The sequence below is a fragment of the Sagittula marina genome, assembly GCF_014196795.1.
In the GTDB taxonomy this organism is placed as follows: domain Bacteria; phylum Pseudomonadota; class Alphaproteobacteria; order Rhodobacterales; family Rhodobacteraceae; genus Sagittula; species Sagittula marina.
On the sequence record NZ_JACIEJ010000002.1, the window covers coordinates 93,669 to 117,397 of the forward strand.

The following is a 23,729-nucleotide window of genomic DNA, read 5'->3' on the forward strand; positions in this document are numbered from 1 at the left end:
CTTCTTTGAATTCAATATATTCACGTATCATAATCATACCTGTGCACGCCGGCGTGGAATTCAACCTCCATCACCTGCGGCATTCACGGCACCAGCCCGACAGATTGCCGGGTTGGCGCAAGACCGTATCACACAGTGCGCGTCGGGTTGCGCATCGTGACGATCTCCTCCGACATGGTCGGATGCACGGCGACGGTGCGGTCAAAGTCCTCTTTGGTCGCCCCCATCTTTACGGCAATTCCGGCCAGCTGGATCATTTCCCCCGCGCCCGGCGCCACGATATGGCAGCCCAGAACCGTGCGGTTCGCCTTTGAGACGATAAGTTTCATCAAAACACGTCCTGACCCATCTGCAAAGGCCGTCTGCATCGGACGGAACGAGGTGCAGTAGACCTCCACCTCCTCCTGCTCGGCCGCGGCTTCCTCGGTCAGGCCCACGGTGCCCATCTCCGGCTGCGTGAACACCGCGCTTGGGATCAGTTCGTGATCCACCGGCGTCGGGTTGCCATGGAAAACCGTGTTCACAAAGGCCATGCCCTCGCGAATCGCCACCGGTGTCAGGTTCACCCGGTCGGTCACGTCGCCAATGGCATAGACAGACGGCACGCCGGTCTGGCTGTATTCGTCCACCTGGATCGCGCCATTGCGCCCCAGCTCAAGCCCCAGCCCTTCGATCCCCAGGTCGTCGGTGTTCGGCTTGCGCCCGGTGGCAAAGAACACGGCGTCGAAATCGCGGATCGTGCCGTTGGTCGCCTTGACGCGCAGCGGGCCGTTGCCAGTTTCCTCGACCTCGGAATGACCGTATTGCACGTCGTCTACCGGCGCCTCGCCCATGTTCTCGGCTTCCGGCGTCCCGATCTTGTGCATCTCGACGATGGTTGTCCCGGTATGAAGGTCGATGCCGCGGTCCGACATGGCCTCCGCGATCAGGCCGCGCGCTTCGTCGTCAAAGCCGCGCAGGATTTGCGCGCCCCGATAAAACTGCGTCACTTCGACACCCAGGCCATGCAGGATGCAGGCGAATTCACAGGCGATGTAGCCGCCGCCCACGATCAAGACCCGCTTCGGCAGCGTTTCGAGGTGGAAAATATCGTCCGACACCATGCCCAGATGTGCGTTCGGCATGTCCGGGCGCATCGGGCGTCCGCCTGTGGCCACAAGAATGTGCTTGGCTGTCTTTTCCTCGCCGGTGGACAGCGTGACGGTATGCGCATCCTTGATCGTCGCGCGCGCGTCAAACGTCTCTACGCCGGAGCCTGCCAGCAACTTGCGATACACCCCTTCGAGACGATCAAGCTCGGCGTTCAACTTCTGGCGAAAGGTCGTCCAATCGAACTGGCCGTCCTGTATGTCCCATCCGTAGGCACGTGCAGCGGCGGGCATGTCCCGGTATTCGCTGGCAAAAACCATCAGCTTCTTGGGCACGCAGCCGCGGATGACGCAGGTCCCGCCATAGCGGTCTTCCTCTGCCAGCGCCACTTTTGCGCCCGCCTCGCCGGCGGCCACGCGCGCCGCCCGCACGCCGCCGGAGCCGCCGCCGATGACAAAGAGATCGTAGTCGAATTCGCTCATGATCCGCTCCGTAAGTCTGGGAGTATTAACTTGGCGGGAGGTATTTCATGCGGCGGCGCAGAAGGCCAGAGCCGCCGCTCTCACCTCCCGGCGGTGCGCGCCATTTGCTCTTGCGCGGGCAGCTCGGCATCCGGCCAGTAGTGCGTGAGGACGCCCAGCGCATCCTGGGCCTGAACGTGATCGAGGCGCGCAAACGGCAACACGTCCACCCGCCGCGCGCTGCCATGCCCATGGGTGACGTAGCTGCGCACGAGATGGCTGCCGACGCGGTTCAGCTCGACACTGGTAACCGCCCCCCACGGGATCCGCGCGCCCTGCCCCTTGCCCGGCCGATCCGGCAAATGCAGGCCATCCGCATCAATGCGCAGAACCTCCGTCACGCTTGGGCGGATCAGGCCCCACATATGGGCAATCAGCAAACCGGCGATCATCATCACGACCAGCAGATTGAAACCGATCCAGAACCAGGACAGATCCGGCTGCTGCAGATCCTGAAAAAGACGCCATAAAAACCAGCTCAGCAACACAACGGCGATGGCCTCATGCACGCGCGACAACGCCCCGCGCCCCGTGGACAGCGTCGCCTCGAAGCTGGGTGCCTCCGCCATGCCTGCTCCGCTTCAGATGTCGCTGAAAAGGTTGTCGTCTTCGACAAAGGCCAGTTGGCTTTCGCTGATCGTGCCTTCGTTGATGTCGCGCACTTCGACGCGCCCGTCACTGTGCCCCACCACAAGCTTGTCGCAAATATCTATGAACAGCCCATTCTCCACCACGCCGGGGATCTGGTTGAGCACCATAGACAGCTGGCGCGGATTGCCGATGCGCGACAGGTGCAGGTCAAGGATATGGTTCGCCTCATCCGTGATGTAGGGCCGCGCACCGTTCATGCGCAGCGTGGTCTGCCGCCCCATCACGTCCATCGACACCAGAACCTCTTCGATCAGCGCCTGCGTGGTTTGCCAGCCAAACGGGATAATCTCCAGCGGCAGAGGGAACGCGCCCAGCGCCTGCACTTCCTTGGCGGCGTCGGCGATGACAATCATCTGGTCGCTGGCCGTGGCCACGATCTTTTCCTGCAACAGCGCGCCGCCGCCGCCTTTGATCAGGTTCAGATCCTCATCAAATTCATCCGCGCCGTCGATAGTCATGTCGAGCCACTTTGCCTCATCGAGGCTGATGACCTCCAGCCCCACATCCCGTGCAAGCTCCGCCGTGCGGGTCGAGGTCGGCACCCCCTTGAAGCGCAGGCCGTCTTCGCGGACCTTTTCCCCGAGACACCGCACCAGCCATGCCGCGGTCGACCCCGTCCCAAGGCCGACACGCATTCCGGATTCCACGAATTCCGCCGCTTGTTTGGCCGCTACAAACTTGGCCTTGTCGATGGGCGAGAGTTCTCCGGACATGTCTTTCCCCCTGTTCAGCTGACGGCACACTTATATCAGGGACATGGCGCGGTGCGAGGTGCAATTGCCTAAAGCCCGCGACACTTGGGCAAAGCATCCAATCCCGCGCGTTTCATGCACGAAATATCCCGTTCAAGGCTAAAAGTACCCACCACCGAAGCCACCATTCGGGTTTTGGTCCAAGCCGTTTTCCAACTGTACCAGAAATACCCAAAATCATCCATCAAACGCAGCCTGGTTTCACGCGATGGAGGCGCAATTTTGCGCCGGATTTCCGGAGCTTTTCGCACGCTCGCAGAAAATTCGTCACTCTTTCGGTAGTCCTGTTCTCAAGGCGTGAAACGCGACCGGAACCCAGCTTTCGTGCAGAACTTTACCTGAATCATACATGAAACGGCGCATTCGCTGAATTGTCAGCTGACAATTTATGATGGATCCACCTCTCTCCGCCGTTTTATTGCCAAGTTTGACGGCGACACTTCACGTGCAACCACAGGGAGAAGAAAGAAACCCATGCCTGATCGCCAGACCTCCTGCCGGCTCACCGGTCCGGACGCCGTGCGTCCGGCCCCCCTTCGTGCCGACCTCTTCTCACGTCTCTTGCGCAACAGTCAGCCGGTCCATCCCATGATGGCTGCGGAGGCCACGGTCATTGGATACCCTTTCGACGTTCTGGTCCTCGATGGGCTGGTGAGGCGCAACGCCCCACCGCGAAAGAGCTGACCATCACAGTGGAATAGGCACGCCAGCAGCCTGGATCGTCCCGGTCGGTGCGCCCGTCGGGGACCCGCCAACAGGCTCGTCCGTCACGGCCAGGGTCGCCCCCGGAACGCGCGCCGCCATGGCGTCAGACAAGCGCGTGGCAAAGGTCCCGTCCTCGGTCGCCAGACCCAGCGAAATGGGCTCAGCCCCGGCAGGGATCAGCCAGACCTCCAGCGACCGCCCCTCGGGCACGGCGCCTGCGGTCAAATCCAAAGACACCGTGTGGGACGGCGGATCGATCAGCACCGCAAAGGCCAATTGCCCTTCCGCCGGTGCAAGATCAGCCCGGATCCGCCCATCGCCCGGCGCCTCGATCAAGATGCCCGACATGAAGACAGCCCAAGCGATCAGCGCGCCGCCAACGGCCCCCATCAGGTAGGGCACGAGCGACCGCCATATGGGCGGCTCAGGCGCACCATGGACCGCCAACTCGATTCGCTTCAGCACGCGCGCCGGCGGCGTCTTGGATGGCATGCCATCGGTCAGCGTGACAAAATACTCTGTCCACGCGTCGACATCCTGAGCAAGATCGCGATCCTGCGCCATGCGCGCCTCGAAGGCCAGACGCTCGTCGCCGGAAAGCAAACCCAGCGCATATTCAGCTGCTTGGGTCTCGATCTCGCCGGGTTCATCTGTGAGGGGTTCATCGGTCATCCGCCCAGACACTCCCTCAGTTGCATAAGGCTTCGTCGTAGCCAGGTGCGTACGGTGTTCAGCTTAATCCCGGTCTCTTCTGCGATCTCCTGGTAGGTCAGCCCTTGCAGGTACACACGCTGCACCATCTCGGACCGATCCAGAGGCAGTTCTGACAGGCACGCCTGCAACGCCTTCGCCTCGGACCGCATTTCCGCCTGTTGGGCTGGTCCCGGCGCGTCGTCGTACAAACGCTCGGCAATATCCACCGGCGCCATGGCAGATCCCTCGCGACGCGCCTTGCGCAGGCGGTCGATGGAGGCGTTCCGTGTGATCGTGATCAGCCAGGTCATGGGAGAATATCCATTGCTTCGGTATGCGCCCGCCCGATCCCAGAGTTTTACATAAACTTCCTGCAGGACCTCTTCGGCCAGCGCTTCGTCTTTCAAGATACGAACGCTCACGCCAAAGAGTTTCGCCGACGTGCGAGAATAGAGGTCGCGAAAGGCCTTTCTGTCAGCCATGGCAACCCGCGCGATCAGCGCTTCGATCTCTTCCTGCGGTGTCATACTGTCTGAACCACCCATCCCCCTTGCCCCTTCTCGCGATATGTTGCACCAACGCGTGCAAGACAATGGATCAGAGGACACGGGCACCATGGCGGACGGCACGATCGATATCAACGCGAAACCGACCGAGGAAATCTCGGTGCGCGAAGTCTTTGGCATCGACTCCGATATGGTCGTGCATGGCTTTCCGGATCGCACCGACCGCGTGCCGGACATTGATTCCACTTACAAGTTTGACCCCGACACCACGCTGGCCATCCTTGCGGGGTTCAACCGCAACCGCCGTGTGATGATCCAGGGATACCACGGCACGGGCAAGTCGACGCACATCGAACAGGTGGCCTCGCGGTTGAACTGGCCGGCTGTGCGCGTCAACCTCGACAGCCACATTTCGCGGATCGACCTGATCGGCAAGGATGCCATCAAACTGGTCGACGGCAAGCAGGTGACGCAATTCCAGGAAGGCATTCTGCCTTGGGCGCTGCGCAACCCGACAGCGATCGTGTTCGACGAATACGATGCCGGTCGCGCAGACGTGATGTTCGTGATCCAGCGGGTTCTGGAAACAGACGGCAAGCTGACGCTGCTCGACCAAAACCAGGTCATCACCCCGCACAAGTACTTCCGTATTTTCGCCACGGCCAACACCGTCGGCCTTGGCGACACCACCGGCCTCTACCACGGCACGCAGCAGATCAACCAAGGTCAGATGGACCGCTGGTCGCTGGTGGCGACGCTGAACTACCTCAGCATCGACGCCGAAACCGCGATCATCCTGTCCAAGGCCCCGCACTACAACAATGAAAAGGGTCGCAAGACCGTGCGGCAGATGGTGACCGTCGCGGACTTTACCCGCCGCGCCTTCATGAATGGTGAATTGTCCACCGTGATGTCGCCACGGACCGTGATCGCCTGGGCCACCAACGCGGAAATTTTCCGCAACATGGGCTACGCCTTCCGCGTTTCGTTCCTGAACAAATGTGACGAGCTGGAGCGCCAGACCGTGGCGGAGTTTTACCAGCGTTGCTTTGACGAAGAGCTGCCGGAAAGCGCTGCGTCGATCAGCCTGGGTTAACTCCGGTAGACAGCACCCGATACAACGCGCGTCCAACAGGGCGCGCGTTTCGCTTTTCAGCGGGTGTCATCGCTACGGTCGTAGGCGCTGCGCATCCCGAGCTCGGCTTGCTGCATGAGGACGCGCGCCTCCGCTTCGATCCGCTCCAGCCGCGCCTCCATCCCGTCTAGAAAGCCGCCCATATTTTGCACGTCTGTGCCCACACCGGACAGCTTTCTCAGCATCGCCTTGACGCGGTCGACGCTTGGTCCACCGATCTTCAGCATCCTCTTGCTGACCTTCGGCTCGGGAGCCTGACGCATACTTCCCGGATGTATCGACATGTCCAAGATCCTCTCGTTGCATCCGGTAAGTATGACGCAAAGGTTAATGCTTCGCTTTTACATAAACTTTTAGTTTATTTTGAACGGATGAATGCCTGGCCGGTCTCGGTAACAGTTTTCTCCGAAAATGGCCGTGGTTCCGACGCTCTATGTGGCAGGGCGAACGATCCCGCCAGAGGCGAAGGTTTACCGCCCTAGCGAACGGAACGCCGCCAAGAAAGCAGGCTGGAACGATGCTGCGGCATGGGACAGCGCTGTTTGATGTGACGGCTGTGCGATGTGGCAACCTATCGTTCACAGGTCTCTGCTAACCTTTGAAGCCATGATATATCCGCGCCCCTTCCCCCGGCTCGCGCCGTTGATCCTGGCCTTGATGCCCGGTTTGGCCAGTGCGGCGACCGGTCCGCCGCCGCCTGAGGGCGCGCTCAATCTGGCGGCGTGTCATGGATTTTACACTGCCGTCGTCGAACACAGCCGCCTCGTCGCCACGGAAAACGACGCCGCACGCCTGCGACGTGACATGCTCGCCGCAATGATGAACGCCCTTCTGGCAGAACAGGTGGAGAACAGAAGCTACAAGGTGGCGTTGATGCAGTCGCGTGTCCGCGCCCGCAGCCAGATGCGCAATTTGTTTCGCAACGCGGACTTCGACAGTGACCCGCGCCGCAATCGCATTGCCAAGGGACAGATCCGACGCAGCCTTCGGGCTTGTGACAGCCTCATGATTGGCAACCGAACCGCACACTCCTGAACATCGCTGCCACGCGCCCCCTTGCCAAGACCGTCCGCAGGGTTCAAATCTGCAACCATGAGCAAGCCCAGCGACAACCCCGCCGATCCGTTCAAGAAGGCCCTTGCCGAGGCCACCAAGGTCATGGCCGACGATCCCGATCTGTCGGTCAGCTATACGGTGGACCCTGCCGGCGTGTCGGGCGATGCCATGCGTCTGCCGCAGGTATCGCGCCGCATGACCCGTGACGAAGTGCTGCTGGCCCGCGGCACGGCGGACGCCCTCGCGTTGCACCGGCGCTATCACGATGCGCCCACCCATGCGCGCTACCTGCCGCAAGGCGATATGGCCCGCGAGCTGTACGACGCCATGGAAACCGCGCGCTGCGAAGCCATGGGCGCACGCGACATGCCCGGGACTGCCGGCAATGTGGACGCCAAGATCGGCCATGAGGCCGCGCGCCGCGGCTACGGTCAAATTCGCGACCGGGCGGAGGCGCCCCTTCCCGTTGCCGCCGGCTATCTGATCCGCCATCTGGCCACGGGCCGCGACCTGCCGCCCGATGCGGCCAACGTCATGGAACTTTGGCGTGGTTTCGTGGAGGAACAGGCGGCCGGCACACTGTCCGACGTCGAGACCGTGCTGTCCGACCAGTCGGCCTTTGCCAAGTTCGCGCGCAAGATGATCACCGACCTGGGCTATGGCGATCAGCTTGGTGATGATCCTGACAATATGGATGACGACGCCGACGACGACGGCGAGCAGGATGGCCAGGACGAAGAGGAACAGCCTGATTCCACCGGCAATGACGAGGATGAGGGTGAAGAATCCGAAGCCTCGCCGGAGCAAAGCCAGGAGGAAACGCAAGACCCCTCTCAGGCGCAGGTCAGCATGGACGACATGGCCGACCAGGAGCTGGGAGACGAGGCGGAATTGCCCGAGGGCGACGCCCCAATGGATCCGCCCTCGCCGCAGCCGATTTCCGACGCCGATCCGGATTATCGTGTCTACTCGACGGAAAACGATGAGGAAATCGCCGCCGAAGACCTCGCCGAGCCAATCGAACTGGAACGGCTGCGGGCCTACCTCGACCAACAGCTGGAGCCCCTCAAGGGTGCGGTGAGCCGTTTGGCCAACAAGCTGCAACGCCGCCTGCAGGCGCAGCAGAACCGGTCTTGGGAGTTCGACAAGGAAGAGGGCGTTCTTGACGCCGGTCGGCTGGCGCGCGTGGTGGCGAACCCGACGACGCCGCTGTCGTTCAAGGTCGAGAAGGACATGGAATTCCGCGACACCGTCGTGACCTTGTTGCTGGACAACTCCGGCTCGATGCGCGGGCGCCCGATCTCGATCGCGGCGATTTGCGCGGATGTTCTGGCCCGCACGCTGGAACGCTGCAACGTGAAGGTCGAGATCCTCGGCTTCACCACGCGCGCCTGGAAGGGCGGGCTGGCACGCGAGGAATGGCTGAACGCCGGACGCGAGCAGCAACCCGGCCGTCTGAACGACCTGCGCCACATCATCTACAAGCAAGCCGATGCGCCCTGGCGACGCACCCGCGACAACCTTGGCCTGATGATGAAGGAAGGCCTGCTGAAGGAGAACATCGACGGCGAGGCGCTGGAATGGGCGCACCGGCGCATGGTGGGACGTCCCGAGGCGCGCAAGATCCTGATGGTGATTTCGGACGGTGCGCCGGTCGATGATTCCACGCTGTCCGTGAACCCGGCGAACTATCTGGAAAAACACCTGCGCGATGTCATCGCCATGGTGGAAAAGCGGCGTCAGGTCGAACTGCTTGCCATCGGGATCGGCCACGATGTGACGCGCTACTATGATCGCGCGGTCACGATCACCGATGTGGAACAATTGGCGGGGGCCATGACGGAACAGCTGGCCTCTCTGTTCGACAGTGATCCACGCGCCCGTGCGCGGTTCATGGGCGTGAACCGCGTCGCCTGACTGGGGTGGCGGTTGGCCTTCAGGCCGCCGCCTGCCCCATCAAGGCGCGACCATAGGGCGAAGTGCCGGAGACCGCGTGTTGACAGGCATTGATCTGCCAGACGCCGTCTTTGTGAATGTAGGTTCCCATCACGGGATATGCTGCGCGGTGCAGCACATTGCCGTGGCAGATCATACGCGTCTCATGCGTGGCCTTGATGCTGCCATCGGGCTGCATTTGGGCAGAAACACAGCTGCGGACCAGATCCTTCAGACCAATCTGCGCGTAGTGATCGCGGATCGCGGCAAACATGGCGGCCAGCTCCGCTGGCGTGGTGACGCTGTGGTGACCGTCGAAGGTTTCAAACCGCGCGGGCAACAGGAAATGTCGGGCGTAGGTTTCGAAGTCGCCCTGCAACAGCGCCTGCCCGGTTGTTTCGAGGACCGCATCCACGATTTTCTTTGCATCCGCTGTCATCGACGGTCTCCTGACTGGCCACGCTCATCGGCGCTGCACGTTATCTATGACCTTTACGCGGCGGCGGATAGGGGAAGTCAAAACATCTTTACCGAGACCTCAGGCGTCGGCATCTTCTTGCCCTCGCCTGCAGGCCAGATACTCTGCGCGCCAAAGGAGATATCAATGTTCCAGAGCTTTACCGAAACGGCCTCTCCCGCGCAGGGACCGGCCCGCCTCAGCGCCCTTCAGGATCTGCTCGCCGACCGTGGCTTTGACGGATTTCTCATCCCGCGCGCTGACGCGCATCAAGGCGAATATGTCGCCGCTCATGATGACCGCCTTGCATGGCTGACCGGGTTTACAGGGTCTGCGGGCTGGGCAATCGCGCTGCGCGACCGCGCCGCTATATTCACCGACAGCCGCTACACCGTGCAGGTGAAGGCGCAAACCGCCGATGTGTTTGAAAAAGTCGACTGGCCGGGTATTTCGCTGTCCGACTGGTTGGCGAAGGCGCTGCCGCAGGGGCGCCTTGCCTACGATCCATGGCTGTTGACGGTCAGCCAGAAAAAGGAACTGGAAAAGAACCTGCCAGAGGTCGAGCTGCGCGCCACCGACAACCTGATCGATGCCTTGTGGGAGGATCAGCCTGCGCCGCCGATGGCTGCGGCCTTTGTGCACCCGATGGACCTGGCGGGCGAATCCCACATGGACAAGATCGCCCGGCTGGCCAAAGACATCGCGCCGCAGTCTGCGGCTGTCATCACCCTGCCGGATTCGATTGCCTGGCTTCTGAACATCCGCGGCGGGGACATCCCGCGCAATCCGGTGGCGCATGGCTTTGCCATACTACATGCCGATGCACGGGTGGATTTGTTCATGGACCCGGCGAAAACCGATGGCATTCGCGATCACCTGGGCGACAGCGTGCGCCTGATGCCGGTGGAAGCGTTTCTGCCCGCACTTGCCGCGCTGACCGACCCCGTGCGCATTGACCCGGAGTCCTGTCCCGTTGCAGTGGTTGATGCCTTGGCCAATCCGGTCGAGGGCCGCGATCCGTGCATCATGCCCAAGGCGCGAAAGAACCCGGCGGAACTGGAGGGCAGCCGCAACGCCCATCTGCGCGACGCCACCGCGATGGTGCGGTTTCTCGCATGGCTCGATGCCCAGGCGCCCGGCACGCTGACCGAGATCGCCGTGGTGAAGCAACTCGAAGCCTTTCGGGCGGAGACCAACGCGCTGCGCGACATCTCCTTTGACACGATTTGCGGTGCGGGAGACCATGGCGCAATCGTGCATTACCGCGTGACGGACGCCACCGACCGCGCCGTCCACGAAGGCGAGCTGTTGCTGGTGGATTCCGGGGGCCAATATGTCGACGGCACGACCGACATCACCCGCACGATTGCCGTTGGCGAGCCGACAGAGGAACACCGCGATGCCTTTACCCGCGTGTTGAAAGGCATGATCACCCTGTCCCGCCTGCGCTTTCCCAAGGGGCGGTCCGGGTCGGATATCGATGTGCTCGCGCGTCACAGCCTGTGGGAGGCGGGCCTCGATTATGGCCACGGCACGGGCCACGGCGTCGGCGCATATCTTTGCGTGCACGAAGGGCCGGCGAGCATTTCGCCCAAGGGGCGCGTCCCGCTGGAGCCAGGCATGATCCTGTCCAACGAACCGGGGTTCTACCGCGAGGGAGAATACGGCATTCGCATTGAAAACCTCATCATTGTCGAAGAGGCCCCCGCCCTGCCGCGCCAGAGCGTCGCACAGATGTACCGCTTTGAAACGCTGACGTTGGTGCCCATCGACCGCCGCCTGATCGTGCCGGAATTGCTGCTCGACGCAGAGAAAACCTGGCTCGACGGGTATCATCAGAGAGTGCTGGATACGCTCCTTCCGCATGTCGAAGATGCCGCAGAAGACTGGTTAAGGGTTGCATGTGCCCCCCTCTGACATGTCTATGTCACAATACCCGGCCAGTTGGTCAGGAGTGAGGGGACGGCGGGATCTCACTGCCGCCACCTGACCATTGCACCGGGCACGTCACTCAGGGAGATCATGACTATGACCAAGCACATCACCATTACACCTGCCGTGGGCACTTGGGTTGTTCGCGCCGGTGGCGCCGTGCTGGGCGAATCGTCCCGTGCGCTGGAGCTGGTCGAGGGCGATCTGCCTCCGATCATCTATTTTCCGCGCGAAGACCTTGGCATGGCGTTCTTTGACGCCACGGACCACAAGGAAACCTGCCCGCACAAGGGCGAAGCTTCTTACTTCTCGATCATGTCCAAGTCGCGGACCTACGAAAACGCGGTCTGGTCCTACGAGAGCCCCAAGGAAGAGGTCGCAGAGATCAAGGGATACCTCGCCTTTCACGTCCAGGACGGCGTGGCTGTCGAACAGGTCTGAGGTCCTCCGGCTTTCAACGGCCCAAAAGCCTCGATCCGCGTGATCGAGGCTTTTTCTTTGGCCACACGCCGGATCAGCGGAAAACCCGCGCTGTTAACCTCTTTTTCGCGGCCGTTATTGAATAGCAAACCACCTGCCCCCTAGTGTTGCGCATCGTTTCAAGCCGAAAGGATATTTGATGTCTCTGCGTCTGCCCTTTTTCATGTCCATCGTACTCAGTGTTTGCGCGGTGCCGGCCCTGGCCGCCCAAGGCGTCATAGACACGCCCCGTGGCACCACGGTGGAGATGCGCAACGGCCCGGCAGCGGCGTTTGACATCGAGAGGCTGCTGCGCGACGGCACCGTGGTGGACATTCTGTCCGACGATCCTGCGGGCATGTGGGTGGAAGTGCGCGGCCCCTCCGGCGCGACCGGCTGGATCCCGAGGTCCAAGCTGGAGGACCCGGAGCAAGAGGCCGAAAACACGCTGCGCCGCAGTGCCGACCGCCCGGACTGGATCCGCAGAGACGCCTCTGATGACGCGCGCAGTGCCCGGCGTGATACGGTGACCAACACGCCCACACGCAGTGCTGGCCGCACCACGACCGCGGGTGGATTTGACCGCGACGCCTCTGGTCGCGAGACGCTTTACGTCAATTCCCCCTCTGCAGGAGCTTTGAACCTGCGCAGCGGTCCCGGCACGAATTACAACATTCTGGATCAACTCGCTCACGGCGATCAGGTCGTCATCCTGGGCGGCAGCGCCCCGTGGCGACGCGTGCGCGCCGAAAGCGGATGGACCGGATATGTGTATGGCACCTACCTGTCCGCCACACCCCCTGACCAGCTGCAACCGCCGCGCACGCGTCCCACGGATCCGCCGTCGGCCGGTCGTGTGGTGGACACACTTTGGGTCGATGCGCCGCAATATGGCGGATTGAACCTGCGCGCAGGCCCCGGCACGTCTTATGACATCCGAGAGACGATGGACCACCGCTCCCGTGTCGAACTGCTGGAAGGTGGCACCGAGACATGGAAACTGCTGCGCAGCGACACCGGCGAAGTGGGGTTTGCGCACGTAGATTATCTGTCTGAGAATCGGCCGCCCCGTGCCGTTCCGAGCGCCGATGATCGGCGGCAGGACTGGCCGCGCCAACGCGACGAACGGAAACGCAATGATCGCAACGTTTTGCGTGTCACGCCTGAGGATTTGCCACGCATTCTGGCGGAATGTGCCTTCTCCGGAGACAACCTCGAAAGCTGCGTGGTGCGGGAATTGGGACGCGGCAGCCGCTGAAGGAATGAGCGGCGGGCTTAGGAATGCTCTTCCTCGGCCGTGGCCGCCAACGCCCGGTTATAGGCCTTCAAGGCGTCTACGTGGAACAGGGCGCCTTGCAGAACCGGCTGCCCGTCCTCCATCGTCACCACGGGCAGGAACGGTTTTGTCGAACTGTCGAGCAGCGGCAAAGCGGTTTTCAACGTCGCGTTCAACTGAACGTAGAGCCCCTGCTCTACCATTTCGAGGCAGACATCCTCGTCCGCGGCACCCTCGTCCGTTGGTTTGCGCATGACCCCTTTCACCCGGAACATCCCCAAGAGGTAGGCTTGTGGCCCGGCGGCCAGCGCGACCTTGCGCCGCTCCAACTGCGTGAGGAAGAACGACCGATGCACCACGCGGCTGGCCAGCGCGGTCGACATGGAGACCGAGATCATCACCGCCAATCCGGTCTGCCAGTCCCCGGTCAGTTCAAACACGATCAGCGTGGTGGAAATCGGCGCCCCCAGAACCGCCGCCGCCACAGCGCCCATCCCGGCCAATGCGTAGAGGGTGAAGGCGGAGGAAGCCTCCGGCACCAGCGCTGTCGCCAGGTGGCCGAAGGTCAGACCGGTCAGCGCCCCTACCATCAACGACGGGGAAAAGATGCCGCCCCCCATACGACCCGCGATCGTGATGGACACGGCGATGACCTTAATGATCGCAAAGACCAGAGCCTCCCACATCAAAAGCTGGCCGGACAGGGCCAGGCTCGTGGTCTCGTATCCGACGCCAATGATATGTGGAAACCAGATCGCCAAGGCACCCAGCAACAGCCCCGCCACCGCAGGCCGCAGCCAACGTGGCAGGCCAAGACGCTTTTGCAGCTCTGTCTCCACATCGTCGGCAAAGAAGATCGCCCGTATCATGGCAACGGCGATGATTCCACACACCAGCCCCAACAGGAAAAACGCCGGCAGTTCGAGGTAGAATTCCACCGTAGTGGTGCCCGGCAAGATGAATTCCGTTACGTCACCGTAGACCAGTCGATTGACCACGGTTCCCGCCGCGCTGGCCACGACGATCGGTGCAAAGGCGTGCAGCGCAAAGTGTCGCAGCACCACTTCCAGCGCAAAAAGAGCACCGGCGATGGGCGCGTTGAAGGAGGCGGAGACGGCCGCCGCGACCGCACAGCCCAGGAGATCGCGCCCGGTGATCCCGTCCACCCCAAGGCGGTTCGCCATCCAGGTGGAGGCCAGGGCGGCCATATGGACCACGGGCCCTTCCCGCCCCGTGCTGCCGCCCGTGGACAAGGTGATCCACGAACAAAGCACGCTTGCCACGCCCGCGCGCCGCTCCACCCGGCCATCGTTCAAAGCCGCGCCTTCTATGACGTCTCCCACGGAGCGGACCCGCCCATCAGGCGTGAACCTCTGTAAGATCAGACCGACGACAACACCGCCGCACACAGGGATCAGGAGAACCAAAGCCCAGTGCAGTTCCCCGGCCCAGCTTGCCAACATGTTAACATCTTCCGTGCCATAAAGCGCCGCTTGCAGCACCTCCACAGCGAAACGAAATCCGATGGCCCCCAGTCCGGCGACAACCCCCAGGAGCAAGGCAATGAACCAAAAGCTCAGCTGCCCCGGTCCGCGATGTCGAACCATGTCCCAGCCGCGATTCAGGTCGCTCTGGATGGTTTCCCAGTGTTGCCGGAACACACCTCGCACGATTGTCTCCTCTTTCACCGCGACTTTAACCCCGTCAGACCCTTAGATAAGGTAACTGCGTGAAAAATCGGAGCCTTACTATGTCCCTCGCCCAGGCGCTTGACGACTTGCAGCTGTTCCTAGGCGAACGTTTCAGCAGGTCCAAGCCCGATCTCGATGCGCACGCTCAATCCGAAAGCCATTTCCCCCCTGCGCCGCCGGATGCAGTGGCCTACCCCGAGAGCACAGCAGAGGTGGCGCAGATCGTAAAGGTCTGTGCCAAATACGATGTGCCTGTGGTCGGATGGGGCGCGGGCACATCGCTCGAAGCGCAGGCGCAAGCCGTGCGTGGCGGCATCATCGTTGACTTTGCACGCATGAACCGTGTGCTCAATATCCGGGCCGAGGATATGGATGTCACGGTCCAACCCGGCGTGACGCGCGAGTCCCTGAACGAGGAGCTGCGCGCGACGGGCCTGTTCTTTCCGGTGGATCCCGGGGCCAATGCCTCACTTGGTGGGATGGCGATGACCCGCGCCTCTGGCACGACGACGGTGCGCTACGGGTCGATGCGTGACAACGTGCTGGGGTTCGAGGCCGTTCTGGCCGATGGTACGGTGATCCGCACGGGAACGCGCGCGCGAAAGTCTGCCGCCGGCTATGATCTGACGGCCCTGCTGGTCGGATCAGAGGGCACTCTGGCCCTCGTCACCGAGATCACGCTGCGCCTGCACGGGATTCCGGAATCCATTTCCGCCGGGATCTGCGCCTTTCCGGACATGCACACCGCCGCAAATGCCGTGATGGAAACGATCCAGATGGGTATTCCCATGGCGCGCATCGAATTCGCCTGCGCCGACACCGCACGGGCTTTCAACACCTATGCCGGAACGGACATGGCACCGCTACCGCATCTCATGGTGGAATTTCATGGCTCTCCCGAAAGCGTCGCCCAGGACGCCGCCCGCTTTGCCGAGATCGTGGCAGATCACGACGGCACCGATTTCCAGTGGTCCGCGCGGGCGGAGGAGCGCAATGCGCTCTGGGCGATGCGCCACAATGGCTATTACGCGATCCTCGCCTCGCGGCCCGGCGCACGTGGGCTTGTCACCGATATCTGCGTCCCGATCAGCCAACTTGCCCGCGCCGTCGAGGAAACCCAGGACGATATTGCCGCCTCTGGCATCCCCGGCCCGATCCTCGGCCATGTGGGCGACGGAAATTTTCATGCGATCCTCTTGATCGATCCGGATATTCCGGCAGAAATTGACATCGCCAAGGCCCTGTCAGCGCGCATGGCAGAGCGGGCGCTACGGCTTGGCGGCACCTGCACTGGCGAACATGGCGTCGGCCTTGGCAAGAAGGATTACATGCAGGCGGAACATGGTCACGGCTGGCAGGTCATGGGCGCGTTGAAAGCGACGATGGACCCCCAAGGCATTCTCAACCCAGGCAAGCTTGTGCCGGGACGCTAGCGTTTATCCACATAAAATCAGCACCCGCGTTGCGGCCAGTGTGGCGCGGGTGTGGCGCGCATCTGCCTCTGGCGGCTTCAAGGCCCCTGTCACGCAGCGCAAAGGCACATCGCCAACAAGCAGGTCGAGCCACAGCGAAGCCGCATCCTGTGCCTTCTGCCGAACCAGCCCTTCGGCGCGCAAACCTTCAAAAAAGAGCAACACCCGCGGGAACACGCGGCCACGTCCGCCCTCTGCCAAGAGAGCGCCAAGCTGGTTTTTGGGATCGGCGGCGGCGGCGCGGTTCAGTTCGATGGCACGCGGAGACAAAAGCAATTCCAAGAGCAAGGAACCAAGCTCTATCAACGCGGCCTCATCGCGCGCCTGCGTGACCTGATCCAGACGGTCGGAGATTGCGTCGACATTGCGCGCGATCAGCATGGCAAAAAGGCCCGACTTATCGCCGTACCAACGATAGAGTGTCTCGTTCGATGCCTTGGCTTTGCGCGCGACAGCCAGCATCGACATGCCGCCAAACCCCTTTTCCTTCAGCAAATCATAGGCGGCATCAGCAATTTGTTTTTCACGGGCTTCTTTTTCGTCCGGGGTCATGCGGCATCCGATTTCCAATTAGGTGTTGACTCAAAACCGTACACACGATTACGGATATAGCAAGGCGTACATTAAATTACGGAACTTCCAACCGAGGTATTTTCCATGATCGATCCACTGCCCACCCGAGCCGCTCTCGCGACACTTCTGGCAATTCACCTATTGATGCTCTTTGCGCTATACACGGAAACGGCGCCGCACCCGCCGCCGACCATTCCACTGTTCGCGCTGGGTCCATTCTTGACCGCAGTCATCGCCATCGGATGCGCAACATGGATGATGGCCGGCCGCCCTGGCGCAACTTGGCTGAGTGTCGTCACCGCAATATTGGCAATGGTCTCACTTGGCCCGCAAAAATACGTCGACCCGGCGTTTGCAGAGATCTGGCCCGCCGTAATCACCGGCCAGGTCGCGATCTTTGTCCTGCTGGCGCAAGCGCTGGACGCCTTTCGCACACGGACAAAGGCACAGGCTGACGTGACCACCTAAGCCGCACACCAGCTTTCGCCCCGGTGAAAACGCAACAGGCTCAAGGCCTTGGCAAGCTATCCTGCCAACAGCGCCCGCGCCGCGGCCCGTGCGGCGTCGGTCACCGTGTCACCGGACAACATGCGCGCGAGCTCCGTCTCTCGTTCATCCGCATCCAATGGCACAACTTCCGAAAGCGTCATGCCCTCTTCGACGCGCTTGGCCACGCGCCAATGGTGCGCGCCCAAAGCCGCCACTTGCGGCGAGTGCGTCACCACAAGAACCTGTCCCGCGTCGGCCAAAGCCTTGAGGCGACGGCCCACAGCATCCGCTGTTGCGCCACCCACGCCACGGTCGATCTCGTCAAAAATCATCGTGACGCCCTGCCCTGCTTCCTCGTGAAGCGCGACCTTCAGGGCCAGGAGAAATCGAGATAGTTCACCGCCCGATGCGATTTTATTCAACGCTCCGGCAGGTGCACCGGGGTTGGTCGCAACGCGGAAGGTCACCGCATCTCGCCCCTCGGGCCCGTCGGGGGCTTCGGCAACCTCGGTCTGGAACACGGCTCGGCCCATCTTGAGCGGCTCAAGCTCTGAAGCCACCCCTTTGTCCAAGCGTACAGCTGCTTTCTGGCGCAGTTCGGTCAAGGATTTCGCCGCATCCGTATACGAGATTTCGGCATCTTTGACCGCGGCTTCCAACGCGCCAATCTGCGCCTCGCCCGCGTCCAACGCAGCCAGGCGCGCGCCAAGTTCCTCTGTCAAACTTGCCAGATCGTCCGCTGCCACCTGATGTTTACGGGCCAAGCCCCTGAGCGCGAACAGGCGTTCCTCGGTGTCCTCGAGCTCGGACGGATTGAAGTCCAACGCATCCAGACAATCGGCCACACCGCGCGCGGCCTCATCCAATTCGGCCATGGCACGCACCAAGGCCTCGATCGGGGAATCAAGCCGTCCGTCGGCCTTTTCAGATGCCCCTTCCAGCCAGCGCAACGCGCCAGACATGGCCCCCTCGGCGCCCTCATATCCAAGTGCCGATGAAGCCTGAGCGATATCGGCGCGGATTTTCTCCGCCGCCTGCATCTGCCGCCTGCGGGTGTCGAGCACAGCCTCTTCGCCCGGCTCAGGAGACAGGGCTTCCAGCTCCGCCACAGCGTGCCGCAGGAAATCTTCCTCTGCGCGCACCTTTTCCAAGGCCTCACGGGCTTGCGCCAGATCCTTGCGCGCCGCGCCGACCTTGCGCCACGCCAGCCGCACGGCTTCTTGCGCCGGTCCAGCGACCGCGTATTCATCAAGGATCGCGCGATGCCCTTTGGGATCCAGCAAACCCTTGTCGTCATGTTGTCCGTGCAGTTCCACCAAGGTGTCGGACAGACGCCGCAACACCTCCCCGGACACACGGCGATCATTGACCCAACCGGTCTTGCGACCGTCCGCCGTGTTCACGCGCCTCAGGATCAGTTCGCCGTCAACGGGCAATCCCGCGTCACGCATGACATCCCATGCGGCGTGATCCGACGCGAGATCGAAGACGGCAATCACCTCGCCCTGAGCGGCGCCCGCGCGCACCAGTTCGGCCCGCCCGCGCCACCCCAGAACAAAACCCAAGGAGTCCAGCAGGATGGACTTGCCCGCCCCTGTCTCGCCAGTGAGCACGTTCAGGCCGGGCCGGAAATCCAGTTCCAGCCGGTCGATGATAAGCATGTCCCGAATTTCAAGCGCGCGCAGCATAGGTCACCAAGAGCCTCTGGAGCGTAAGACGGGGAGAGCCTCCCCGCCGCCCCCTCAGAGCCACTCACCTTTCAGCATCTGGCGGTAAACCGCACCCAGCCAATTGCTGTCGAAGGCTTTCGGCTCCAGCCCTTGTTTGGTCAGCAATGCATAGCTGTCTTCGTACCATTCCGTAGACTGGTAGTTGTAGCCAAGCACCGCGCCAGCGGTCTGCGCCTCTTCCAGCAGGCCCAACGACAGGTAGCTTTCCACCAAGCGGTGCAACGCCTCTGGGGTATGGGTTGTGGTCTGGAAATCCTCGACCACCACACGGAACCGCGAGATCGCCGCGCCGTAGTGCTGACGCTTCAGGTAGTAGCGCCCGATTTCCATTTCCTTGCCGGCAAGGTGATCGAAGGCCAGATCGAATTTCAGCACCGAAGAGCGCGCATATTCGCTGTCGGGATAGCGTTCGATCACGGCGCGCAGGGCCTGCAACGCCTGAAACGTCAGCCCCTGATCACGCCCCACCAGTTCGATCTGATCGTAGTACGACAAAGCCAGGAGATACTGCGCATAGGCCGCGTCATCATCGGCAGGATAAAAGTCGATAAAGCGCTGCGCCGATGAGCGTGCGTTCTCGTAATCCTTATCCTTGTGATAGGCGTAGGCCTGCATGATCAGCGCACGCTTGGCCCATTCGGAATAGGGATACAGACGCTCGATTTCACCGAAGTAAAATGCGCCGTCTTCCCAATCCTTGCGCGACATCTCGTATTCGCCGCGTTCAAAAATCTGTTTAGCTGTATAGGTTTCCAACGGCGCACCGTCCGGCCCCACACCTTTGCGCTGCAGTTCACCGCAGCCCGACAACAGCAGAACAACGATGCCCATCCCGAACACCACAGCCCGCGATCTGCCCCCAGTCATCACCACCACCGTCCTCTGTTCTTCCCGGCCCTCACGCGGAAGCGATCATCGAGCCATCTTTGGACCGGGTCTAGCATACTAATTCGGCGGGCAAAACGCCCTATTGGCGGATTGGGAAGATGAAGGTCGCAAGAAGTTGCCGCAGCCATGACGTGCAATAGGACCAGCGGCTTCAGGCGACGGCCACTTGCGGGATCTCATCGCTCTCCACGCCTGCGCCCGGAAGGCTGGCGGCCGTCATCGGGTCACAGGTCACCAACCGCCATGCGCCCGGCTTGGCGAACATCGCGCGCAACAGGGCATTTGTCATGGCATGACCCGCCTTGTGCCCCTCGTACAGGCCAAGGATCGGGGCACCGGCGAGGGCAAGATCGCCCAACGCGTCCAGCATCTTGTGGCGCACAGCTTCATCCGCGTGACGCAGGCCGCCGGGGCTGAGGACCTTGTCGCCATCAACCACAACTGCATTTTCAAAGGTGCCGCCCAAGGCCTTGCCCGCGGCGCGCATCGCGTCAACGTCGGACGCGCGACAAAATGTGCGGCTGTCGGAAAGTTCGCGAACGAAGGTGCCATTGGCAAGGCTCAGCCGCTTTTCCTGACGACCGATTGCAGCATCCGCGAACTCGATCTCGAAGGACATTTCCAGGCCGTTCGACGGCTCCGCCGACGGCGACAGGCGCGCCCAACCGGATGGCGTCTGCACCTCGATGGTGTCGAGAACCTCGATGGCCCGGATGCGCGCATTCTGACGACGAAGACCGACCGAAAGGATGCCGCGCACGAAGGGAACGGACGACCCATCCAGGATCGGTGCCTCCGGCCCGTCAATCTCGATCAATGCGTTGTGCACGCCGCAGCCGGCCAGCGCGGCCATGACGTGTTCAATCGTCGAGACCGCCACGCCTTCGCCGTTAACTATTTCCGTACACAGGGGCGATGTTTCGACCACGTCCCAGCGCGCCGGAATCAAACCGTTGCCAACTTCGACATCGGTTCGACGAAACCACACGCCATGGTTCGCAGGCGCTGGACGAATGATCATGCGCACGGCTGCACCTGAGTGCAGACCGGTGCCTTCGAAGATGGCGCTGGAGCGCAAGGTGTTTTGCACGAGATCATCCTAACGTTTTGCACGCCTCCCGAAAACGGGTGCGGCTCTGAGGTTAGAGATAGGGCATGGGGGGCGGTGGCCTCAAATCAAAGATTGTAACCGAGTGAAACATCTACCAGTGGCCATAGGCGCTGCCCCGCGCAAATCGCTTTTGGATACAGGCAACCCTCTGATATAAATCAATATATCATGTTGTTCCTCGTGAGGCGCGCCGCCCACAAAACACGACATCCACCACAATTGCTACAAGACTGTGACACAGATGTCTGCTTCAGGCGACCAGTTGGCCGCAATCGAGCGGGGCAGCTACCCACTCACAGATGGTTCATCCGACACCACTTAGCGATGCGAGGTGCCTTGAGGACACGTGACCGGACGAAAGGGTCGCAAACTGGAAGGCCTGATTGACGACCTGAAACCCCCTTGGGCACCGCAGACCATGCACGAAGTGACGCAATCCATAAACAAAAGCCCCTTCCCGAAATGGAAAAGCGCCCCCTGTTTTCCAGAGAGCGCCATCCAAGAGGATCTCGGTTACCCGAGACGATTTCTTTAGGTTCGGTACGTTCAGTTTGCCTGGCGACGCAGGAACGCCGGGATCTCGATACGGTCTTCCTCCGGGTCCGCTTCCGGAGCGGGCGCAGGTGCCGGGCGTTGGCCCTGCATCGGAGGCTGACGACGTGCGGGCTGCGCCGGTTGCTGCTGCTCGCCGCCGTGGCCAGTCATCCGGCCGATCAAGGAATTCACCGAGAAGCGCGGTTTGTCCTCACCCTGAGCGGCAGCAGCATCCGCTGCGGCACCAGGTGCTTGGCCGTGCTCGTCACGGGTACGGGCTGCGGCTGCCTTCAAGCGATCCAGAGCGGCAGGGCTCGGCTCACCGGGGACCGGCTTGCGCGGAGCGACGAAATCGTTCGGGTCCGCTTCGATATCGGCCTGAGGACGGAAATCCGCGACCTGTGGCTGGTAGGCTGGCGGCGGCAGGCCGTCGTCATCCATACGCACCGGCGCAGGGGTCTGCGCCTCGTCTTCGAAGACGTCGTCCATGTGGTCGTCAGAGGCGGACCGGTTGGACTCCATTTCGTCAAACAGCGGTTCCTGTACAGGCTTCTGCGCCACGGCAGGCTGGGCCTTCGGGGCGGGCGCCGGAGCAGGCTCCTCAGCAGCGGCTGACTGCTGACGCAGCGGATGCGACAGCGAACGGCGCGGGACAGGCGTGTCGGCGATGTTGTCAGTCGCGTCGATGCCGGTGGCCACGACAGACACGCGCATCATACCGCCAAGGCTTTCGTCCATTGTCGAGCCGACGATGATGTTGGCGTCCTGGTCCACTTCTTCGCGGATGCGGTTCGCCGCTTCGTCCAGTTCAAACAGGGTCAGGTCAGTGCCGCCCGTGATATTGATCAGCACACCCTTCGCGCCCTTGAGCGAGATTTCGTCCAACAGCGGGTTCGCGATTGCCTTCTCGGCGGCCTGAATGGCGCGATCTTCGCCCTCTGCCTCACCGGTGCCCATCATGGCTTTGCCCATCTCGTCCATGACGGCGCGCACGTCGGCAAAGTCGAGGTTGATCAGGCCGGGACGGACCATCAGATCGGTCACACCCTTCACGCCCTGATACAGGACATCATCCGCCAAAGAGAACGCCTCGGTGAAGGTCGTCTTTTCATTGGCCAGACGGAAAAGGTTCTGGTTGGGAATGATGATCAGCGTGTCGACCATCTTTTGCAGCGTCTCGACACCTTCCTCAGCTTGGCGCATGCGTTTCGCGCCTTCGAACTGAAAAGGTTTCGTGACAACACCGACGGTTAGAACGCCAAGTTCACGCGCTGCCTGAGCAATGATCGGGGCCGCGCCAGTGCCGGTTCCGCCGCCCATACCAGCGGTGATAAAGCACATGTGTGCGCCCGCCAGATGGTCCACAATGCTCTCGATGCTCTCTTCAGCGGCTGCGGCGCCTACGCTTGCGCGCGCCCCTGCACCAAGACCTTCGGTGACCTTCACACCCAGCTGGATGCGGCTTTGCGACTGGCTTTGCTGGAGCGCTTGAGCGTCCGTATTGGCGACAACGAAGTCGACGCCTTCGAGCCGTTTTTCAATCATGTTGTTGACGGCGTTGCCGCCTGCCCCGCCCACGCCAAAGACCGTGATGCGCGGCTTCAATTCATCCTGTCCGGGCATGGAAAGGTTCAGTGCCATGGTTTGTCCGCCTGTGTTCTTATCGACTTGGTTTTCTCACCCATCCAGGCACGTAGCCTGCCTGTTAATGATGAGTTTACCGGGATTAGCCCTTGGCGTCACGCAAAAATCTGGGTTAATCCACCAAATATGGCAGAAAAAAGGCTCCCAACCGCGCCTTTTCGCTGTCGCGTCCACATGCAGTAGGCAAGAGTTCGCGCACCACAAATCACGGCGCAAAGCGCACCGCATCAAAAGTGTCTACAGGTCACGTTTGGATCCTGCCCGATCCCGGTATGGCGGGTTTATCCCGCCGTTATCCACAGAGTTCCTAACAGCTGTGAAGCCTGCCGTCACCCCCATATTGTGCTCGGTTTACCTGCACACGCCAAATTGACGGTGGATATCTAGAGCAAGGTCCGACACGGGGGAACCCTTCGTGCCAGACCAAAGC

The 23,729-nt window shown here is 61.8% G+C and carries 21 protein-coding genes; 8 read left to right on the plus strand and 13 right to left on the minus strand.

Going from position 1 to position 23,729, the window contains the following annotated elements; all coding sequences use genetic code 11:
- Positions 1-128 precede the first annotated feature (128 nt).
- The 5 genes from GGQ68_RS03810 to GGQ68_RS03830 form a co-directional block, all read right to left on the minus strand.
- On the minus strand, positions 129-1,571 hold the full coding sequence (locus GGQ68_RS03810) for an FAD-dependent oxidoreductase (protein ID WP_183963086.1): 1,443 nt from the start codon (positions 1,569-1,571) through the stop codon (positions 129-131).
- Between the two features lie 80 nt (positions 1,572-1,651).
- Positions 1,652-2,179, minus strand: coding sequence for a hypothetical protein (locus GGQ68_RS03815; RefSeq protein WP_183963087.1), 528 nt, complete (start codon positions 2,177-2,179; stop codon positions 1,652-1,654).
- A 12-nt stretch (positions 2,180-2,191) separates the two neighbouring features.
- Positions 2,192-2,974, minus strand: coding sequence for a ribose-5-phosphate isomerase RpiA (gene rpiA / locus GGQ68_RS03820; protein ID WP_183963088.1), 783 nt, complete (start codon positions 2,972-2,974; stop codon positions 2,192-2,194).
- A 726-nt stretch (positions 2,975-3,700) separates the two neighbouring features.
- The gene (locus GGQ68_RS03825) at positions 3,701-4,390 is read right to left on the minus strand and encodes an anti-sigma factor (protein ID WP_183963089.1); all 690 of its coding nucleotides are present in this window, start codon (positions 4,388-4,390) and stop codon (positions 3,701-3,703) included.
- Complete coding sequence (locus GGQ68_RS03830) at positions 4,387-4,938, minus strand: sigma-70 family RNA polymerase sigma factor (protein WP_183964049.1); 552 nt, start codon at positions 4,936-4,938, stop codon at positions 4,387-4,389. The genes GGQ68_RS03825 and GGQ68_RS03830 overlap by 4 nt, the downstream gene beginning before the upstream one ends.
- Positions 4,939-5,026: 88 nt before the next feature.
- Here GGQ68_RS03830 and cobS point away from each other — a divergent pair, with 88 nt between their 5' ends.
- Complete coding sequence (cobS, locus tag GGQ68_RS03835; protein WP_183963097.1) at positions 5,027-6,013, plus strand: cobaltochelatase subunit CobS; 987 nt, start codon at positions 5,027-5,029, stop codon at positions 6,011-6,013.
- 56 nt (positions 6,014-6,069) lie between these two features.
- Here the strand turns inward: cobS and GGQ68_RS03840 are convergent, their stop codons facing one another.
- Positions 6,070-6,336, minus strand: a complete 267-nt coding sequence (locus tag GGQ68_RS03840) for a hypothetical protein (RefSeq protein WP_183963099.1) — start codon at positions 6,334-6,336, stop codon at positions 6,070-6,072.
- A gap of 322 nt (positions 6,337-6,658) precedes the next feature.
- Here GGQ68_RS03840 and GGQ68_RS03845 point away from each other — a divergent pair, with 322 nt between their 5' ends.
- A complete protein-coding gene (locus GGQ68_RS03845; RefSeq protein WP_183963101.1) occupies positions 6,659-7,087 on the plus strand; it encodes a hypothetical protein in 429 nt (142 codons plus the stop codon).
- A 57-nt stretch (positions 7,088-7,144) separates the two neighbouring features.
- Complete coding sequence (gene cobT, locus GGQ68_RS03850; RefSeq protein ID WP_183963109.1) at positions 7,145-9,025, plus strand: cobaltochelatase subunit CobT; 1,881 nt, start codon at positions 7,145-7,147, stop codon at positions 9,023-9,025.
- Positions 9,026-9,044: 19 nt separating this feature from the next.
- Here cobT and GGQ68_RS03855 read toward each other — a convergent pair whose 3' ends face one another.
- Positions 9,045-9,482: a hypothetical protein gene (locus GGQ68_RS03855; RefSeq protein WP_183963111.1), complete on the minus strand. Its 438-nt coding sequence runs from the start codon at positions 9,480-9,482 to the stop codon at positions 9,045-9,047.
- Between the two features lie 165 nt (positions 9,483-9,647).
- Here GGQ68_RS03855 and GGQ68_RS03860 point away from each other — a divergent pair, with 165 nt between their 5' ends.
- The 3 genes from GGQ68_RS03860 (at position 9,648) to GGQ68_RS03870 (ending at position 13,149) form a co-directional block, all read left to right on the plus strand.
- On the plus strand, positions 9,648-11,417 hold the full coding sequence (locus GGQ68_RS03860) for an aminopeptidase P family protein (protein ID WP_183963113.1): 1,770 nt from the start codon (positions 9,648-9,650) through the stop codon (positions 11,415-11,417).
- 111 nt (positions 11,418-11,528) lie between these two features.
- Positions 11,529-11,873, plus strand: a complete 345-nt coding sequence (locus tag GGQ68_RS03865; protein WP_183963115.1) for a DUF427 domain-containing protein — start codon at positions 11,529-11,531, stop codon at positions 11,871-11,873.
- Between the two features lie 178 nt (positions 11,874-12,051).
- Positions 12,052-13,149, plus strand: coding sequence for an SH3 domain-containing protein (locus tag GGQ68_RS03870; RefSeq protein WP_183963117.1), 1,098 nt, complete (start codon positions 12,052-12,054; stop codon positions 13,147-13,149).
- 17 nt (positions 13,150-13,166) lie between these two features.
- On the opposite strand, the gene GGQ68_RS03875 is transcribed toward GGQ68_RS03870, so the two are convergent.
- Positions 13,167-14,774: a chloride channel protein gene (locus GGQ68_RS03875; RefSeq protein ID WP_183964051.1), complete on the minus strand. Its 1,608-nt coding sequence runs from the start codon at positions 14,772-14,774 to the stop codon at positions 13,167-13,169.
- Positions 14,775-14,917: 143 nt separating this feature from the next.
- Between GGQ68_RS03875 and GGQ68_RS03880 the strand changes: the two genes are divergently transcribed.
- Positions 14,918-16,291 (plus strand): FAD-binding oxidoreductase, encoded by a 1,374-nt coding sequence (locus GGQ68_RS03880; RefSeq protein ID WP_183963119.1) that lies wholly within the window; start codon positions 14,918-14,920, stop codon positions 16,289-16,291.
- 3 nt (positions 16,292-16,294) lie between these two features.
- On the opposite strand, the gene GGQ68_RS03885 is transcribed toward GGQ68_RS03880, so the two are convergent.
- Positions 16,295-16,882 (minus strand): TetR/AcrR family transcriptional regulator, encoded by a 588-nt coding sequence (locus GGQ68_RS03885; RefSeq protein ID WP_183963121.1) that lies wholly within the window; start codon positions 16,880-16,882, stop codon positions 16,295-16,297.
- A 105-nt stretch (positions 16,883-16,987) separates the two neighbouring features.
- Here GGQ68_RS03885 and GGQ68_RS03890 point away from each other — a divergent pair, with 105 nt between their 5' ends.
- Positions 16,988-17,371, plus strand: a complete 384-nt coding sequence (locus GGQ68_RS03890) for a hypothetical protein (RefSeq protein WP_183963123.1) — start codon at positions 16,988-16,990, stop codon at positions 17,369-17,371.
- Between the two features lie 56 nt (positions 17,372-17,427).
- On the opposite strand, the gene recN is transcribed toward GGQ68_RS03890, so the two are convergent.
- The 4 genes from recN to ftsZ all read right to left on the minus strand — a co-directional run bounded on the left by recN (position 17,428) and on the right by ftsZ (position 23,296).
- Positions 17,428-19,080, minus strand: coding sequence for a DNA repair protein RecN (gene recN, locus GGQ68_RS03895; protein WP_183963125.1), 1,653 nt, complete (start codon positions 19,078-19,080; stop codon positions 17,428-17,430).
- A 54-nt stretch (positions 19,081-19,134) separates the two neighbouring features.
- Positions 19,135-19,989 (minus strand): outer membrane protein assembly factor BamD, encoded by an 855-nt coding sequence (locus tag GGQ68_RS03900; protein ID WP_183963127.1) that lies wholly within the window; start codon positions 19,987-19,989, stop codon positions 19,135-19,137.
- Between the two features lie 172 nt (positions 19,990-20,161).
- The gene (lpxC, locus tag GGQ68_RS03905; RefSeq protein WP_183963129.1) at positions 20,162-21,100 is read right to left on the minus strand and encodes a UDP-3-O-acyl-N-acetylglucosamine deacetylase; all 939 of its coding nucleotides are present in this window, start codon (positions 21,098-21,100) and stop codon (positions 20,162-20,164) included.
- A 567-nt stretch (positions 21,101-21,667) separates the two neighbouring features.
- On the minus strand, positions 21,668-23,296 hold the full coding sequence (gene ftsZ, locus GGQ68_RS03910; RefSeq protein WP_183963131.1) for a cell division protein FtsZ: 1,629 nt from the start codon (positions 23,294-23,296) through the stop codon (positions 21,668-21,670).
- Positions 23,297-23,729 lie beyond the last annotated feature (433 nt).